This window comes from Nocardia sp. NPDC057663 (assembly GCF_042799895.1).
Lineage (GTDB): Bacteria > Actinomycetota > Actinomycetes > Mycobacteriales > Mycobacteriaceae > Nocardia.
Window position 1 is genome coordinate 268,180 of the sequence record NZ_JBHVHX010000006.1, and the last position, 15,518, is coordinate 283,697.

General features: G+C 67.3%; 14 protein-coding genes. 1 reads left to right on the forward strand and 13 read right to left on the reverse strand.

Annotated elements, in window-relative coordinates; all coding sequences use genetic code 11:
• Nucleotides 1-5 precede the first annotated feature (5 nt).
• The 4 genes from ACFVAV_RS16815 to ACFVAV_RS16830 form a co-directional block, all read right to left on the reverse strand.
• Nucleotides 6-944 (reverse strand): hypothetical protein, encoded by a 939-nt coding sequence (locus tag ACFVAV_RS16815; protein WP_379035799.1) that lies wholly within the window; start codon nucleotides 942-944, stop codon nucleotides 6-8.
• A gap of 21 nt (nucleotides 945-965) precedes the next feature.
• Entirely contained in the window at nucleotides 966-1,205 is a 240-nt protein-coding gene (locus tag ACFVAV_RS16820) for a heavy-metal-associated domain-containing protein (protein WP_379035801.1), read from the reverse strand.
• Nucleotides 1,206-1,224: 19 nt separating this feature from the next.
• Nucleotides 1,225-2,640, reverse strand: coding sequence for an MFS transporter (locus ACFVAV_RS16825; protein WP_379035802.1), 1,416 nt, complete (start codon nucleotides 2,638-2,640; stop codon nucleotides 1,225-1,227).
• Between the two features lie 149 nt (nucleotides 2,641-2,789).
• Nucleotides 2,790-3,548 carry a carboxymuconolactone decarboxylase family protein gene (locus ACFVAV_RS16830; protein ID WP_379035803.1) on the reverse strand — a complete coding sequence of 253 codons (759 nt, stop codon included), beginning with the start codon at nucleotides 3,546-3,548 and terminating at the stop codon, nucleotides 2,790-2,792.
• Nucleotides 3,549-3,668: 120 nt separating this feature from the next.
• Here ACFVAV_RS16830 and ACFVAV_RS16835 point away from each other — a divergent pair, with 120 nt between their 5' ends.
• Nucleotides 3,669-4,217, forward strand: coding sequence for a TetR/AcrR family transcriptional regulator (locus ACFVAV_RS16835; protein ID WP_379035804.1), 549 nt, complete (start codon nucleotides 3,669-3,671; stop codon nucleotides 4,215-4,217).
• Nucleotides 4,218-4,309: 92 nt separating this feature from the next.
• Here ACFVAV_RS16835 and ACFVAV_RS16840 read toward each other — a convergent pair whose 3' ends face one another.
• The 9 genes from ACFVAV_RS16840 to ACFVAV_RS16880 form a co-directional block, all read right to left on the reverse strand.
• Complete coding sequence (locus ACFVAV_RS16840; RefSeq protein ID WP_379035946.1) at nucleotides 4,310-4,921, reverse strand: sterol desaturase family protein; 612 nt, start codon at nucleotides 4,919-4,921, stop codon at nucleotides 4,310-4,312.
• A 138-nt stretch (nucleotides 4,922-5,059) separates the two neighbouring features.
• A complete protein-coding gene (locus tag ACFVAV_RS16845) occupies nucleotides 5,060-5,791 on the reverse strand; it encodes a FadR/GntR family transcriptional regulator (protein WP_379035805.1) in 732 nt (243 codons plus the stop codon).
• Nucleotides 5,792-5,937: 146 nt separating this feature from the next.
• Nucleotides 5,938-6,582 carry a hypothetical protein gene (locus ACFVAV_RS16850; protein WP_379035806.1) on the reverse strand — a complete coding sequence of 215 codons (645 nt, stop codon included), beginning with the start codon at nucleotides 6,580-6,582 and terminating at the stop codon, nucleotides 5,938-5,940.
• 2 nt (nucleotides 6,583-6,584) lie between these two features.
• Nucleotides 6,585-8,261, reverse strand: a complete 1,677-nt coding sequence (locus ACFVAV_RS16855; protein WP_379035807.1) for an ABC transporter family substrate-binding protein — start codon at nucleotides 8,259-8,261, stop codon at nucleotides 6,585-6,587.
• A 51-nt stretch (nucleotides 8,262-8,312) separates the two neighbouring features.
• Nucleotides 8,313-10,001, reverse strand: a complete 1,689-nt coding sequence (locus tag ACFVAV_RS16860; protein ID WP_379035808.1) for an ABC transporter family substrate-binding protein — start codon at nucleotides 9,999-10,001, stop codon at nucleotides 8,313-8,315.
• The gene (locus tag ACFVAV_RS16865) at nucleotides 9,998-11,692 is read right to left on the reverse strand and encodes an ABC transporter family substrate-binding protein (RefSeq protein ID WP_379035809.1); all 1,695 of its coding nucleotides are present in this window, start codon (nucleotides 11,690-11,692) and stop codon (nucleotides 9,998-10,000) included. The genes ACFVAV_RS16860 and ACFVAV_RS16865 overlap by 4 nt, the downstream gene beginning before the upstream one ends.
• A 17-nt stretch (nucleotides 11,693-11,709) precedes the next feature.
• Nucleotides 11,710-13,554: a dipeptide ABC transporter ATP-binding protein gene (locus ACFVAV_RS16870; protein WP_379035810.1), complete on the reverse strand. Its 1,845-nt coding sequence runs from the start codon at nucleotides 13,552-13,554 to the stop codon at nucleotides 11,710-11,712.
• Nucleotides 13,551-14,519 carry an ABC transporter permease subunit gene (locus ACFVAV_RS16875; protein WP_379035811.1) on the reverse strand — a complete coding sequence of 323 codons (969 nt, stop codon included), beginning with the start codon at nucleotides 14,517-14,519 and terminating at the stop codon, nucleotides 13,551-13,553. Before ACFVAV_RS16875 ends, ACFVAV_RS16870 begins: the two co-directional genes overlap by 4 nt.
• The gene (locus ACFVAV_RS16880) at nucleotides 14,516-15,493 is read right to left on the reverse strand and encodes an ABC transporter permease (RefSeq protein WP_379035812.1); all 978 of its coding nucleotides are present in this window, start codon (nucleotides 15,491-15,493) and stop codon (nucleotides 14,516-14,518) included. Before ACFVAV_RS16880 ends, ACFVAV_RS16875 begins: the two co-directional genes overlap by 4 nt.
• Between the last annotated feature and the right edge of the window lie 25 nt (nucleotides 15,494-15,518).

Consider the following 15,518-nt stretch of genomic DNA (forward strand, 5'->3'; position numbering starts at 1 on the left):
TTACGTCAGTGCCCGTGGCCCGGGGTGCCGTGGTCGGCCGGTGCACTCGTCGGCGCGGGGTTGCTCGCGCCGACGGCGTCCGGCTGGGCGACCCGCACCGTGAACTCGGCTGTGCGCACGACGCCCTGGTGCTGGAAGTCGAGGAACAGACGGTAGTCGCCCGCACTCGGCGCGTTCACCACGAAGTCGACGCCGGGACCGGCGGGAGTGACCCCGTCACCGGGCGTGCCCTCGGGATGAACGTGCAGATAGGCGAGGTCGGCCGCCCGCAAAGCGACCAGATGACCGTAAGCCCCGAGGTAGGGCTGCAGGTCGGTGACCGGCGCGCCGTTGCGGCTCACCGAGAGCGTGACCTTCGACGCCGCACCCGGGGTGACGGTGCCGTTCAGCGCGACCGTGTACTCCCCGACCTGCGCGGTGGCCGCCGGGGCCGGCAGCGCCTGCACGTCATAGTTGCCCGCGACGCGCAGATCGGCGCCGAGAGTCAGGTTCGACCCGCCCACCGGCGTGAAGTCGGCGAACACGCGGTAGTCGCCCGCCCTGCTCAGATTCAGCGGAACAGACCAGGTCCCGGCCGGGTCCAGCACCGGATGCACGTGCTGGAAACCGGCCATGTCCCGCCGGACCACTATGAGGTGCAGGTCCTTGTCGTGGCTGGTCTCGTACTTGGTGACCGGGGCGCCGGTGGCGTCGAGGATGCGGAAGGCGACGGGTGTCTGCGCCGCGGTCGTGGTGTTCGGCTTGTCCAGGGCCAGTGTGTAGCCCTGATCGGTGACCAGCAGGCCACCGGGCAGATCGGCGGACGGCGCCGCGGCGGTCTCGTGCTCGCCGTGCCCGGCCGGTTCGGTGGGTTCCGGACCGACCAGGGCACCTGCGGCCAGAGCGATCCCGAAGACCGCCGCGAGGCCGAGGGTGAAACCGGCGAACTTGCCTGTTGCGTTCATCGGGATGCTCCGTTTCGGGGTTCAGTCGGCGAGCTGGAAACCGGCCGCGGTGACGGCATCGGCGAGGGCGGTGCGGTCGGGTTCGGCGCCTTCGATGGTCACCGAGCCCGCGGCCAGGTCGACCTCGACGCCGGTGACGCCGGGCAGGGCGCCGACCTTGTCGCGCACCTTGTTGGTGCAGCAACCGCAGGTCATGCCGGTGACGGTGACGGTGGTGCTCATGGTGGTGTTCTCCTCGTCGTCGATCTCAATCATTACCATACCCCCCTAGGGTACGTTGTCAAACAGTCGCGTCGGCCGTCGCCGGGGCCGGGGTGCGCATGACCGCCGCGGTAATGCCCGCGCCGGCCAGGGCCAGCAGGCCCGCGCCGAGGAAGGCCGCCGAGTAGCCGTCGGTCAGTGCCGTGGCGTCGCCCAGCTCGCCCGCGCCGAATGCCGCGGCCACGGCTGTCATCGCGGCCAGGCCGAGCGCGGAACCCACCTGGTAGCTGACGTTGACGATGCCCGAGGCCAGGCCGCCCTCCTCCGGTCGCGCCGCCGAGATGGCGGTGCCGAGCGAGGGGATGAAGGCCAGCGACATACCGCCGGCGGCCACCAGCGAGGCGGGCAGCACGTCGACCCAGAAGTTGCCGGTCGGGCGAACCAGCGACATGATCCCCAGGCCGAGGCCGAGCACGATCAGGCCGGTGACGATCATCGGCTTGGCGCCGAAGCGCTGCATGGCCTTCGGGGCCAGCACCACCATGCCGAGCATGATCAGCGTGGTCATCGGCAGTAGCGCGGCGCCCGACGGGAACGCGCTGTAGCCGAGCACCTGCTGCAGGTACAGGTTGAGGAAGAACCACATCGGCACCCAGGCGGCCGCCAGTGCGAACTGGGCGAAGTTGGCGGCGGCGAGGTTCGGCGCGCGGAAGATGCTCAGCCGCATCAGCGGTTCGCCGCGGCGCGACTGGATGGCGACGAAACCGGCCAGCAGCGCGGCGGCCAGCGCCAGCACGCCCCAGGTCTGACCCGAAGCCCAGCCTGCCTCCGGCGCCTGCACGATCGCGTATACCGCGGCCGCCAAACCGGCTGTCACGGTGACGGATCCGGCGATATCGATCGAGCCCTTGCGTGCGGGAGCGGCGGGCATCAGCAGCGGAACCGCGATCAGCGCGAGTACCGCGATCGGGATATTGATGTAGAAAACCCAAGGCCAGCTGATGTATTCGGTGATCACGCCGCCGAGGAACACGCCCGCGGTACCACCGGCCGGTGCGGCCGCGCCGTAGACGGCGAGTGCCTTGGTGAGTTCCTGTGGCGAGCCGCCGAACAACATCATCAGCAGGGTGAGCGCCGACGGTGCGATCAATGCGGCGCCCGCGCCCTGGATCGCCCGGCCCGCGAGCTCGAGGCCGACAGTGCCTGCGGCGCCGGCGATCACGGAGCCGACGGCGAGGACCAGCCAGCCCGCGCCGAATACCCGGCGCGCGCCGAGCAGGTCGGAGAGCCGGCCGCCGAGCAGGAGCAGGCCGCCGAAGGCGATCACGTAGGCGTTGAACACCCAGGTCAGATTGCCGGGGGTGAAGCCGAGCTCGGCCTGCATCTCGGGCAGCGCGATCCCGATGATCGAGGTGTCCATGATGACCATGAATTGCGCTGCGGCGATCACCGCCAGCGCCCACCACTTGCGGGTGGATTGTGATTGCGTAGTCACGACTTTCGTCCTTTCGAGCGGAGTGCGTCTCGTGCTCGGTACCATACCCCCCTAGGGTATTGACCTGTCAAGCCTCCGGCGAGAAGGATTCGGAGAGACGAAAACCCGGCCCGCATCGCGGCGGGCCGGGCGTATGGAGCTGTGCGGGGTCAGGATTCGGGGCGATAGGTGATCAGCGCGACGGCGGGCGCCGACACCATCTGAACCTGTGCGCTCCCGTTGACGGAGATGTGCGCGAAGCCGCCCTCAATGGCGACGTGCACATCGTGCACCGTCGACGCCGGCCGCCCGTCGGGATCGGTCAGGGTGTAGCCGTCGACCAGCGCGACGGTGTCGGCGGCACGCCACTTCGGGGTCATGGCACTCTCTTTCGTGGTGCTCGGAACAAGCGGAAAGTCCAGTTCAGGGCGGGCGACATGGTTGAAGTAGTTCGACAGCACGTTCAACGCCACATGGCCGACCGCCTCGGCCAGCTCGCCGTCGCCGACACCGCTGTTCCTGGCCTCGGTCAGCTGCTCGTCGCGCACCCGGCCGCCGGTGCGCAGCACCTCGCGGGCGAAGCGCAGCACGGCTTCGGCATGCGGGCTCTCGGCCCGTGCTGCGCGCGTCGCTGTGATCGCCTCGGGGGTGAAGCCCATCTTCGCCGCACGCATGGTGTGCGCGGAAACGCAGTATTCGCAGCCGTTCTCGCTCGCGATCAGCAGGGCGAGCTGCTCGCGGGTCTTGGCGCCGAGCTTGCCCGCGGTCAGCGCGTCCCGCAGGCGCAGATACCCCCGTAGGGTGGCCGGGCTGTTCGCCATCGCGGCATAGAGGTTCGGCACCCGGCCCAGTTGCCGCTGCACCTCGGCGAGTAGTTCGCCCTGTTCGGCATCGGCGGTGTCGGGGGTGACGAGGGGAAGTCGGGACATGGTGCGCTCCAGGGTTTTCGACGACGGTACTGATCGGTACCGAATTGAGACGGTACTGATCGGTTCCATGACGGTCAAGCAATTCGGTACCGATCGTTTCCGTTCTGGTACGGTGAGCGCATGGCGACACAGGCCAAGCAGCGGTTGCTCACGACCGCGGAAGAGTTGTTCTACGCCGAGGGCGTCCGCGCCGTCGGCATCGACCGGCTGCTCCAGGAGTCCGGCGTCGGCCGCGCCTCCTTCTACCGCCACTTCGCGAGCAAGGACGACCTCGTCGTCGCCGTCCTGGAAGACCGCGACCGCCGCTGGCTCGACTGGCTGCGCGCCTCGGTCGAATCCGTCGACGACCCCGCGGCCCGCCCGCTGGCCGTCTTCACCGCCCTCGCGGAACGCTTCGCCCGCAACGACTTCCGCGGCTGCGCCTTCATCAACACGATGATCGAAATGGCCGACGCCACCTCCCCGGCCCACCAGGTCGCCGACCGGCACAAGCGCCGCGTCATCGCCTACCTCACCGAACTCCTCACCGCCGCAGACCAACCCGATCCGGACACCCTCGCCGCCGAACTGGCCCTGCTCATCGACGGCGCCATCGTCACCGCCGTCCGCGAGAACTCCCCGGCCGCCGCCGACCGCGCGGCCGCCATCGCCGCCCGGCTGCTCGCCTGAGTGTCGGTGGCGGCATCGAGCGGCGACTGCCTGGGGGTCACCCGGATGCGCAGTGCAGGCGTACGGCGCGGTCGGCGGCGGGGCTGTGGGGCTTACTGCGCGTGCAGGTGACGGGCGGTCGGTGAGGTGGGCACGGTCGCTGGGTCGGGGGCGGTGCCGAGCAGCCGGTCGGCCGTGCCGGAGGTGGTCACGGTGAACCAGTAGTGCTCGTTCTTGTAGTGGTGGTGGCGGTGGTTGCGCCAGATCGCCCGGTAGAGAGCGTGCTTGGGCTTGTAGTCGGTGTGGATGAGGTAGTGGGTCCACTCGTAGAGCAGGCCGAGTGTGGTGATCGTCAGCAGGAAGGTCAGGCCGAGGCCGAGGCGGGGGAATGCCAGCAGGGCGATGGCGACCAGCGTGACGATGGTGAGCAGCAGGGATTTGGGCGGGATGAACACCAAGGGGGTGTCGCGCGGATCAGTGTGGTGCTCACGGTGTTTGCGCGCGAGCTCGCTGTCGATGGTGATCGGGCCGAGGTGGCGCGGGCGCCAGTGCAGCACCGTCACGTGGATGATCCACTCGGTCACCGGGAAGGTGGCGACGACGATCAGGGGAACGAGGGCGTCGGTGAGCTCCCAGTCGCCGACGGCGACGCGGGCCACCAGCGCGACGACGAAAACCGCGGCGATCATCCAGGGTGACGGGTGCCGGACGAACTCGCGCGCCATCTCGCGCAGCGTCGCGCCGCGGCGGATCGCGCCGGTCGTGCGGCGTTGCCCGGTATCGATCGGGGTGTCCCCTGCCGGGGCGGTCTCGTGCGACGTCGTTGTCGGACGGTCATTCTTCATGGCGATTCCTTGGGTGGATCACGCCCCGTCGAGGGCGTGAATGAGAGCGGTGGTCGCCGGCCCGAGCAGTGCCCGGGCGAAATCGGCGGCCTTTTCCGGCTCGCCCGCGGCAATCGCGGCGGCCAGGTCTCGATACGCGCCACCATTGCCCACCTCGGCCGACATGATCGGCGCGAGCGCTGCGAGCGCGGGTTCATAGGCGGCGCGCAGCATGGAATACATCAGCCGGAACGCGATCGAATCGGCGAGATCGAGAACGTGATCCCAGAATTCGAGGGCGATCCGCTGCTGGGTGAGCGGGTCCGATTCGGCGACAAGGGAATCCACCGATTCGTGCAGCAGCGTCAACTCGCCGTCGACCTGCGACTCGGCGCCGCCGCGCACCCGCGCGGCCGCGAGCTCGGCGATCTTCGGACCGTTGTGCAGCCGCGCCTCGAGAATGCTGCGCGCCACCCCCGGGTCGATGGTGTCACCCCGCAGCAGCAGCCGAGGCAGCACTTCCAGCCCCGCACTCCGCCGATAGTCGAGCACCGTGGTGGCCTCACCCTGCCGCACCGACACCAGCCCCGCCGCGGCCAGCCGCTGCAACGCCTCCCGCACAGCAGGCCGCGAAACCCCCAGCGCCTCGGCCAACTGCCGCTCACTCGGCAACGTACTCCCCGCCACCAACTCCCCGCCCAGCACCTCGGCGGCGATCTGCTCGAACACATCACCGGAAACCGAGCGCTTCACCACGGGAGTCCATGCCATGCCACTGATAATGCGCCCAACAGGTCAAGAGGTCAAGTGGTCAGACCAGTGCATGAAGCTGGTCAATTGATCACCAGGCTTTCGCGTCGACATCGCCCGAGAGCGAAAATCCATCAAAGCCTGGTGATCGAACGTCCAGATGGGCGTCAGCTCGGGTCGGAGCCGCGGATGGCGGAGAGCCAGGTGAAGGTGGCGGCGGCGACCGTGGTGGCGGCGGCGAAGGCGCCGGTGCCGCCGTTCATGACGTAGACCCACAGCAGGCCGGCGATGGGGGAGCCGACGGCGGGCTGGATGTCGAGGATCAGGCGGCGGGCGATGCTGAACGCCGGTACCTCGGTGGGGCGGGTCGGGTTGTCGATCAGTTTGCCCGCGGGCTCGGTGGTGCGGACCCGGCCGGAGGGGTAGAAGCGGGTATCGCCCGACCGGATCGTGCGGCCGGTCAATTCCAGGTCCGTGGGCGTCAGCGTGGACAGGCTCGGTTCGTAGAAGACCGGCTGCCACACCATCCGATCACCACTGGTGATCTCCAGCCACGACCGGCTCACCAGCCGATGCTGCTGCCGGACCCGCTTTCCGCCCACCGTGCCCGTCGCCACGAGACCGGTCGGGATGACACCGAAGGCGAGTCCGAGCTGATAGGCGGTGACAGCGAGGATCGCCAGGGCGACCACGGCGAGCGCGCTCACCTGATCGAGATCGGCGAACGGCACCCACGCGGCGATGACCGCGAGGGTGCCGGACGTGACCAGCAGTGGGTAGGTGAGGGCGCGCGCCGGGCCTGAACTGGTCACGGCTACTTGACGAAGCCGATCTTGGTGTAGTCGAGCGACGCCAGGCCTGCCGCACCGTAGTTGGCGAGCGTGTCGCGCACCGCGACATTGCCGGGCGACTGCATCAGCGGAAGGGAATGGCCTTCCTCGAAGACCTTCCGGTCGACCTGGTTCGCCAGTTCGATCGCCTTGGCCGGGTCGAGTTCGGACACGGTCTGCTCGATGAGAGCGTTGAGCTCGGGCGAGCCGATCCGCCCGTAGTTGCCCTGGACGTCGTCCGGGTAGAGCCCGTAGATCTGGTTGAGGCTGCCCAGCGGGAACGGGTCGCCGACCCAGCTCCATTGGGCGACATCGAAATTGCCCGGATGGATGTTGTCGGCGAAGAAGCCCGCTCCTCGCTTCGTCTCGATGTTCAGCTTGACGCCGATCTGCGCGAGATTCTGCTGAATGATCTGGGCGATACTCACCCAGGTGTCATCGTTGTACATCACGTCGCGGATCTCGAGCTTGCGCCCGTCCTTTTCGCGCACATCGCCGTTGAGCTTCCAACCGAGGGCGTCGAGTTCGCTGGCGGCCGCGGTGGGATCGAAGCCGAGGCTGTTGTCCTGGTAGCCCTGCTGGCCGACGAGGTAGACGTGATTGTTGAGCGGTTTCGGGTCCTGAACCAGGCCGTTCTGGATCGCGTTGGCGATTCCCTGACGGTCGATGGCCTTGGAAATCGCGACGCGCACACCCTGCTCGGCCAGGATCGAACCCGGTGCGCCGTTGAATGTCAGGTGCGACCACTGGTTGCCGGGAGCGCGGCGGATGACGATGCCGGGCGTGCTCCGCGCGGTCTGCACGTCGTTGATGTCGCCCAGTCCGACAGCATCGATCTCGTTGTTCTGGAGCGCGGGCAGGGTCGCCGCGCTGTCGAGCACGCTGAAGGTGATGGTGTCGAGTTTGGGGGTGTTGCCCCACCACAGGGGATTTCGTTCGAGGACTATCCGCCCCTGACCCCGGTCGATGGACTGGACCTTGAACGGACCGGCCGAGAGACCGGGACCGTCTACGACACTCTTGTTGAAGGCCTCCGCGCTGCTCGTCACCGACTTGGGATAGAGGAACGAGTTCCCGGCGAACTGTCCGCGCCAATCGGCATAGTGCTGATCGAAGGTGATGATCGCTTGCCGGTCGTCGACGCCGCGTTCGACCTTTTCGACCCGGTCGAAACCGTTGGCGATAGCGATCAGATAGGACTTGTCCTTCCCGCTGAGCGCGTTCGCCTGCGAGCTGATGTCCTCCCAGGTGATCGGTGAACCATCCGACCAGACCGCCTTCGGGTTGATCGTGTACGTGACCTGCTGCGGGTCGGTGGAACTCAACGAGACATCGGTGAAGTAGTCGGTATTGACCGACAGCTCCGCACTGGCGTTCGTGGCGAACGCCCGCGGCATCGTCGGCCGCAACACTCCGGCGATCTGCGCGTCGTTACCGTCGGTGTGCAGTGCGTTCCAGTTCTGCGGCAGCGCGCTGAGCGACAGGCGCAGATTGCCGCCGTCGCGCAATTCACTGACATCCTTCGGATTGATGTCATTGGTGGTGCCGAGCGCTGCCTCGCCGGTGGGCGAGCTGTCCTTACCCGAGCCGCACCCGGCAGCGATCAGGCTGACGACGACCAGTGGTATCGCCAGGCGGGTGGTCATCGAACGAATTCGCATGGTCCGCTCCCTTTCCCCTTGGTTCGCTGCACGAGTGCGGCACGGTGGTAGCTACTTGACGAAGCCGACCTTGGTCAGGTCGCTGGAGGCGAGACCGAAGGCTCCGTAATTGGCCAGCGTAGAGCGAACGGCCACGGCGCCGGGAGACTGCACGATGGGCAGCGAGAAACCTTCCTCGAAGATCATCCGGTCGGCCTTGTTGGCGAGTTCGATCGCCTTCTCCGGATCGAGCTCGGAGATGGTCTCCTCGATGAGGGCGTTGAGCTCGGGGCTGCCGATGCGGCCCTTGTTGCTCAGCCGGTTCTCGGGGTTGTAGGCGTAGATCTGCGGCAGCGCGCCGAGCGGCAGGATGCCGCCGGACCAGGTGAACTGGCAGATGTCGAAGTTGCCCGGGTCGATCACGTCCTTGAACAGGCCGTTGCCGGGAACGGTCTGGATGGTCAGCTTCACGCCGATGGCGGCCAGGTTCTGCTGGGCGACCTGCGCGATCTGGACCCACGCGTCCTGCTGGTACATCACATCGCGCAGTTCCAGCTTCCGGCCGTTCTTCTCGCGGACGTCGCCGTTGAGCTTCCAGCCCAGCTCGTCCAGCATGCGCGCCGCTTCGGCGGGGTCGTAGCCGACGGCCTGGGCATTGTCCTGGTAGCCCTTCTGACCCTTCATGAAGATGTGGTTGTTCAGCGGCTCCGGCTTCTCGACGACGCCGTGCTGGGTGGTGGTGGCGATGGCCTGGCGGTCGATGCCCTTCGAAATCGCGATGCGCAGTTTCGGATCCTCGAGCAGCGCACCGGGCGCACCGTTGAAGGTGAAGTGCGAGAACCGCTGCGACGGCGTGCGGCGAACGATCAGACCCGGCGAATTGGCCGCGGTCGTGATCTCCTCGACGCCTGAGACCGACGCCGCGTCGAGCTCGTTGTTCTGCAGGGCCGCCATGCGGGCCTCGTAGGAGAGCACAGCGAAGGTGACCGTATCCAGCTTGGGCGTGTTACCCCACCACTTCGGATTGCGGTTCAGGGTGATTCGCTGCTGTCCCCGGTCGATCGAGGTGATGATGAACGGACCCGCCGACACCGGCAGCTCGTTGCGCGCCCAATTCTCGAACGCTTCGGGCGACTGCGTGGAGGCCTTCGGGTAGAGCGGGTTGAACATGCCCTTCCACTCGGCGTAATGCTTGGCGAAGGTGACCACGGCCTGCCGGTCGTCGACGCCGCGCTCGACCTTCTCCACCCGGTCGAAGCCGTCGGTGCCGCGCACCTGGTAGGCGACGTTCTTCCCGGTCAGCGACTGGGCTTGGGACCGCATGTCTTCCCAGGTGATGGGCGTGCCGTCGGACCAAACCGCCTTGGGGTTGATCGTGTAGGTCACCTGCTGGGGGTCGGTGCCGGTGAGCTGGATATCGGTGAAGTAGTCGTGGTCGACGGACAGTTCGCCCGCGGCGTTCGACGTGATCGTGCCCGGCAGCGTCCAGCCGACGACATCGGAGACATCCGCGCTGGCATCGACATGGTCGGAATTGAAGGTTTCCGGGAACGCGGTCAGCGCTAGACGCAGGTTGCCGCCGTCACGGACTTCGCTCGCGTCCTTCGGGTTGATGTCGTTGGTGGCGCCGATCTCGATGGCGCCGATCTGCGAACCGGTATCGGACCCACAGCCACCAAGTACCAAGGTCAACGCGACAACAGGCGCCGCGACGCGGAAACCGGCGCGACGCAGCCGGGATGCGTAAGTAGCAGTGGTCATTTCGTGAATCCGATCTTCGTGTAGTCGTACGATGCCAATCCCGGCGAGCCGATATTGGCGAGGGTGGTGCGGGCGCCATAACTGCCGTCGGACTGCATGAGCGGCAGGGAGTGGCCTTCCTCGAAGACCATGCGGTCCACCTGGTTGGCCAGGTCGATGGACTTCTGGGGGTCGAGTTCGGTGAGGGTGCGTTCGATGAGGGCGTTGAGTTCGGGGGAGCCGATGCGGCCGTAATTGCCCTGCAGGTCGTTGGGGTCGTAGTAGTAGATCTGGCGGATGCTGGCGAGGGGGAACGGGTCGCCCAGGAAGGTGAATTGGGCGGCGTCGAAATCGCCGGGCTGGATGACGTCGGTGAAAAGGCCCGCGGCGGGCTTGGTGTCGATGGTCAGTCCGACGCCGATCGCGGCCAGGTTCTGCTGGATGATCTGGGCGATCTGCACCCAGGTCGGGTCGTTGTACATGACGTCGCGGATGACGAGTTTGCGGCCGTCCTTCTCGCGGATGTCACCATTGAGCTTCCAGCCCAGCGCGTCGAGTTCCTGGGCGGCGGCGGATGGATCGAAGCCGAGACTGTTGTCCTGGTAGCCCTTCTGGCCCTGCAGGAAGACGTGGTTGTTCAGCGGTTTCGGGTTCTCGACGAGGCCGTTCTGGATCGCGGAGACGATGCCCTGGCGGTCGATCGCCTTCGAGATCGCCACGCGCACAGCGGGGTCGGCGAGGATCGAGCCGGGTGCGCCGTTGAAGGTGATGTGCCGCCAGCGATTACCGGGGGCACGGCGGACGACGAGTCCTTCGGTGCCGCGGACCGTCTTCACGTCGTCGATGGTGGTGAGCAGCGCGAGATCGAGCTCGTTGTTCTGCAGGGCCTGTACCCACGACGATCGGTCGAGCACGCTGTAGGTGATGGTGTCGAGGACCGGCTTGTCGCCCCACCATTTCGGGTTGCGGCCCAGAGTGATCCGGCCCTGAGCACGGTCGGTGGCGGTGATGACGAAGGGGCCTGAGGTGAGGCTGATCGCGTCGACCAGGCTGGTATTGAACGCCTCGGGCGTGCTGGTCACCGACTTCGGGTACAGGGAGCTGTTGCCTGCGAACTGGCCACGCCAGTCGGCGAACGGGGTGTGGAAGGTGAGGATCGCCTGGCGGTCGTCGACGCCGCGCTCCACCTTCTCGACGAACTCGAAACCGCTGGTGATCGCGATCAGGTAGCGCTTGTCGCGGCCGCTGAGCGCGTTCGCCTGCGCGGCGATGTCCTCCCAGGTGATCGGCGAACCATCCGACCACACCGCTTTCGGGTTGATCGAATAGGTGACCCGCATCGGGTCGGTGCCGGTCAGCGCTATATCGGTGAAATAGTCGGTGTTGACGCTGAGCTGTCCGGCCGCGTCGATCTCGAACGAGCGGGGCATCATCGGCCGCAGGATGTCGGCGATCTCGCCCTCGTTGCCGTCGTTGGACAGCGTGTTCCAGTTCGCCGGATACGAGGTGGTGGCCAGCCGCAGATTCCCACCCTCACGCAGCGCATCCAACCCCTGCGGATTGATATCGCTGGTCGTCCCGAGCGCATCGCTGAGACCGGTCGCCGACTCCTCACCCGCCCCACACCCCGCCACGATCATCCCGGCCGCCACCACCACCGCGGCGCAGCGCAGCCTGGTGCGGCGACGGGACTGCATTCCTCGGGATCTCATGGCGTGCCTCCAGGTGTTCAGCCGCTGACGACGGGTTCCGGGACTGCCGCGATCAGCGCGCGGGTGTACTCGTGCTGAGGATTCGCGAAGATCTGCTCGGCCGGGCCGGATTCGACGATCTTGCCGCGCAACATGACGGCGATGTCGTGGGCGAGATTGCGGACGACGGACAGGTCGTGCGAGACGAACAGGTAGGACAGTCCGCGTTCGGCCTGCAGGTCACGCAGCAGATTCAGCACGCCGGCCTGGATCGACACGTCCAGGGAGGAGACGGGTTCGTCGAGGACGAGCAGCTCGGGGTCGAGGGCGAGGGCGCGGGCGATGCTGATGCGCTGTTTCTGGCCGCCGGAGAAGTCCGCGGGGTAGCGCTCGGCGTGCTCGGGGCGCAAGCCGACCTGCCGCAGCAGCTCCGGTACCCGGCGGTTGACCTCCTCGCGGGAGCGGCCGTCGATGCGCAGCGGTTCGGCGAGCGCGTCGAAAATCGGCAGGCGGGGGTCGAGGGAGGAACTGGGGTCCTGGAAGACGATCTGCATCTTGCGGCGGATCTCGCGGGTGCGGTCCCTGGTGAGGCTCGCGACGTCGTTGCCGAGCACCTCGATGCTGCCCGACTGCGGGCGGACCAGGTCCATGATCTGGGACAGGGTCGTCGACTTGCCCGAACCCGATTCGCCGACCAGGGCCAGGGTGCGGCCGGAGCGCACGGCGAAGCTGATGCCGTCGACGGCACGGACCTCGCCGGTCTTGCGGCGCAGCAGCACGCCGGAGGTGAGCGTGAAGGTCTTCACCAGGTCGGTGACCCGCAGGACGACATCGGTATCGGTGGCGTCGGGCTGCGCCGGTTCGGCGATCTCCTTGCGGTAGGCCTCGAACAGCTGGGCCGTGCCGATCTCGGCGGTGCGGATGCAGGCCGCCGAGTGCCGGGGCGCGACCTTCTCCAGCGGCGGTTCGGCGGCGGTGCAGTCGTCGATCGCGATCGGGCAGCGCGGCGCGAACGAGCAGCCACGCGGCAGATCGTGCATGGCGGGCGGCGCGCCGACGATCGGGATCAGCGGCATGCGTGGCGGGCCGTCCATGCGCGGGATCGAACCGAGCAGACCCACCGTGTACGGCATCCGTGGCGCGGTGAAAAGCTCGGCGACCGGTGCGGTTTCGACGACCTTGCCCGCGTACATGACCGCGACCCGGTCGGCGATCGTGGCCGCGATGCCCATGTCGTGGGTGATCATGATGACGCCGGCGCCGGTGATGTCGCGGGCCTTGCGCAGCAGGTCCAGGATCTGGCGTTGCACCGTCACGTCGAGTGCGGTGGTCGGCTCGTCACAGATGATCAGCGCCGGATCGTTGGCGATGGCCATGGCGATCACCACGCGCTGGCGCATACCGCCGGAGAACTCGTGCGGGAACGCTCGCGAGCGCACCCGCGCGTCGGGGATCCCGACGAGTTCGAGCAGCTCGATCGCGCGTTCGCCCGCTTCCTTGCGGCTCATCGAGCCGTGCGCGAGCAGCGCCTCGGCTACCTGATCGCCCACCCGGTACACCGGGGTCAGCGCCGAGAGCGGGTCCTGGAAGACCATGCTGATCGAGGAGCCGCGCAGCTTCGACATCTGCTTGTCGCCCAGGCCGAGCAGCTCGCGCCCGCGCAGGCGGATCGAACCCTGCACCCGCGCCTGTTCGGGCAGCAGGCCGATCACCGCGAGCGAGGACACCGACTTGCCGGAACCGGACTCGCCGACGATCGCGAGCACCTCGCCGTCGGCGACGGTGTAGTTCACCCCGCGCACCGCGTCGACGCGGCCTTCCTCGCCGGGGAAGGAGACCCGCAGGTCGGTCACCTCGAGCAGGGGCGCAGTGGACGTGGTCATCGCTTCTCGGCTTTCTTCAACTCCACCTGCGCCTCGTCCTTCTTCTCGGCGACCTCCTTGCGCGCCTTGCGGGCACCGCGGGCGCCCGGGTCGAAGGCGTCACGCAGGCCGTCGCCGACGAGGTTGGCGCACAACACGATCGTGATCAGCAGGCCACCGGCGAACAGGAACAGCCACGGGTAGGTCAGCGCGGACTTGGTGCCCGCGGCGATCAGCGAACCCAGCGACACATCGGGCGGCTGGACACCGAAACCGAGGAAGCTCAAACCCGTTTCGGCGCTGATCGCGGCGCCGACGGCCAGCGTGGTGTCGATGATCAGGATCGAGGCGATGTTCGGGATGATGTGGCTGAGGATGATCTTGTGCGTCGGCGCGCCCATATACCGTGCGGCGCGGATGAATTCGCGTTCACGCAGGCTCAGGGTGAGACCACGGATGATGCGCGCGGAAATCATCCAGCCGAACACGCTGAGCAGCACGATCAGGATCGCGATCGAACCGGAACCCTTGGTGCGCGGCGCGAACAGCGCGATGATGATGAAGGCGGGGACGACCAGCAGCAGGTCGACCAGCCACATGATGGCCCGGTCGGTCCAGCCACCGAGCAGCCCGGCCAGGGCGCCCGCGGTGGAGGCGATGACGCTGGAGAACAGCGCCACACAGAAGCCGATGATCAGCGACTTCTGCAACCCGCGCATGGTCTGGGCGAGCACGTCCTGGCCGATCTGGGTGGTGCCGAACGGATGCTCGAGGCTCGGCGGCTTCAGCAGCGCCGTGTAGTCCATCTGCTGGTAGTCCCACGCCAGCAGCGGCGGCAGCGTGAAACTGACGATCACCAGCAGGAGCAGGATCACCGCGCCGACCACGGCGGGCTTGTTGCGCAGGAAGCGCCGCCAGACGAGCTTGCTGCGCCCGGCCGCGACCGCCTCGGGGGCGCCGACGACGATGAGTTCGGTTTCGGTCATGAGATACGCACCCTCGGGTCGAGAAGGGCCAGCACGACATCGGAGAGCAGACCCGACACCAGCACCACCAGCCCGGCGAAAGTGGCCACCGTGACGACGACGTAGAGGTCCTGGGAGTTCACCCCGTCGATGAACCATTCGCCGACGCCGTGCCAGCCGAAGATCTTCTCGACGAAGGTCGCGCCGGTGATCAGGCCGCCGAGGCTGTAGGCGAACATGGTCGCCATCGGGATCAGGGCGGTGCGCAGGCCGTGTTTGTACAGCGCGCGCTGGTGACTGAGGCCCTTCGACCTGGCGGTGCGGATGAAATCGCTCTGCAGCACGTCGAGCATCGCGTTGCGCTGGTAGCGGCTGTATCCGGCCGCGGCGCTGAGTACCAGCACCAGCGTCGGCAGGACGAGATGCTGCGCGCGGTCGACGAACTGGTTCCACCAGCCGACGATCTGGGTGGCCGAGGTCTCGCCGGTATAGAGGAAGATCTGCGTGCCGGTGGCCGTGTTGATCTGGAGCGCACCGTATTTCAGCAATGTCGCCAGCAAGAACACGGGCGTGGAGATGATCAGCAGTGACACCACGGTCGTGAAATAGTCACTGAACTTGTACTGCCGGATCGCGCCCGCCGCGCCGATCAGCACGCCGAGCACGGTGCCGATGACCGAGCCGAGGATCAGTAGCCGCAGGCTCACCGCCACCCGCCTGCCCAGTTCCTCGCTCACCGGCTGGCCCGCCAGCGTCGTCCCGAAATCCCCTTGCACGACGCCGCCGAGCCAGGTGAGATAGCGCTGGGGGATCGGCTCGTCGAGGTGCAACTGCTCGGCCTTGGCGTCGATGACCGACTGCGGCGGACGCGGATTGCGCTGCTCGAGACTGTCCAGCGGGCTGAAGGTGAGCGAGGCCAGGCTGAAGGTCAGGAACGAGGCCAGCAGCAATAGCACGACGTAGTTGAGCGCGCGCCGCAACAAGAAGCCGGTCATCAGTCCCCTCTGGATCGGGTATTCA

What these genes read in the sequence shown, in the direction of transcription:
- ACFVAV_RS16865 (WP_379035809.1), bottom strand. Translation starts at nt 11,692, where the DNA reads ATGAGATCCCGAGGAATGCAGTCCCGTCGCCGCACCAGGCTGCGCTGC.
- ACFVAV_RS16845 (WP_379035805.1), bottom strand. Translation starts at nt 5,791, where the DNA reads ATGGCATGGACTCCCGTGGTGAAGCGCTCGGTTTCCGGTGATGTGTTC.
- ACFVAV_RS16815 (WP_379035799.1), bottom strand. Translation starts at nt 944, where the DNA reads ATGAACGCAACAGGCAAGTTCGCCGGTTTCACCCTCGGCCTCGCGGCG.
- ACFVAV_RS16855 (WP_379035807.1), bottom strand. Translation starts at nt 8,261, where the DNA reads ATGCGAATTCGTTCGATGACCACCCGCCTGGCGATACCACTGGTCGTC.
- ACFVAV_RS16835 (WP_379035804.1), top strand. Translation starts at nt 3,669, where the DNA reads ATGGCGACACAGGCCAAGCAGCGGTTGCTCACGACCGCGGAAGAGTTG.
- ACFVAV_RS16875 (WP_379035811.1), bottom strand. Translation starts at nt 14,519, where the DNA reads ATGACCGAAACCGAACTCATCGTCGTCGGCGCCCCCGAGGCGGTCGCG.
- ACFVAV_RS16860 (WP_379035808.1), bottom strand. Translation starts at nt 10,001, where the DNA reads ATGACCACTGCTACTTACGCATCCCGGCTGCGTCGCGCCGGTTTCCGC.
- ACFVAV_RS16830 (WP_379035803.1), bottom strand. Translation starts at nt 3,548, where the DNA reads ATGTCCCGACTTCCCCTCGTCACCCCCGACACCGCCGATGCCGAACAG.
- ACFVAV_RS16870 (WP_379035810.1), bottom strand. Translation starts at nt 13,554, where the DNA reads ATGACCACGTCCACTGCGCCCCTGCTCGAGGTGACCGACCTGCGGGTC.
- ACFVAV_RS16820 (WP_379035801.1), bottom strand. Translation starts at nt 1,205, where the DNA reads ATGGTAATGATTGAGATCGACGACGAGGAGAACACCACCATGAGCACC.
- ACFVAV_RS16840 (WP_379035946.1), bottom strand. Translation starts at nt 4,921, where the DNA reads ATGGCGCGCGAGTTCGTCCGGCACCCGTCACCCTGGATGATCGCCGCG.
- ACFVAV_RS16880 (WP_379035812.1), bottom strand. Translation starts at nt 15,493, where the DNA reads ATGACCGGCTTCTTGTTGCGGCGCGCGCTCAACTACGTCGTGCTATTG.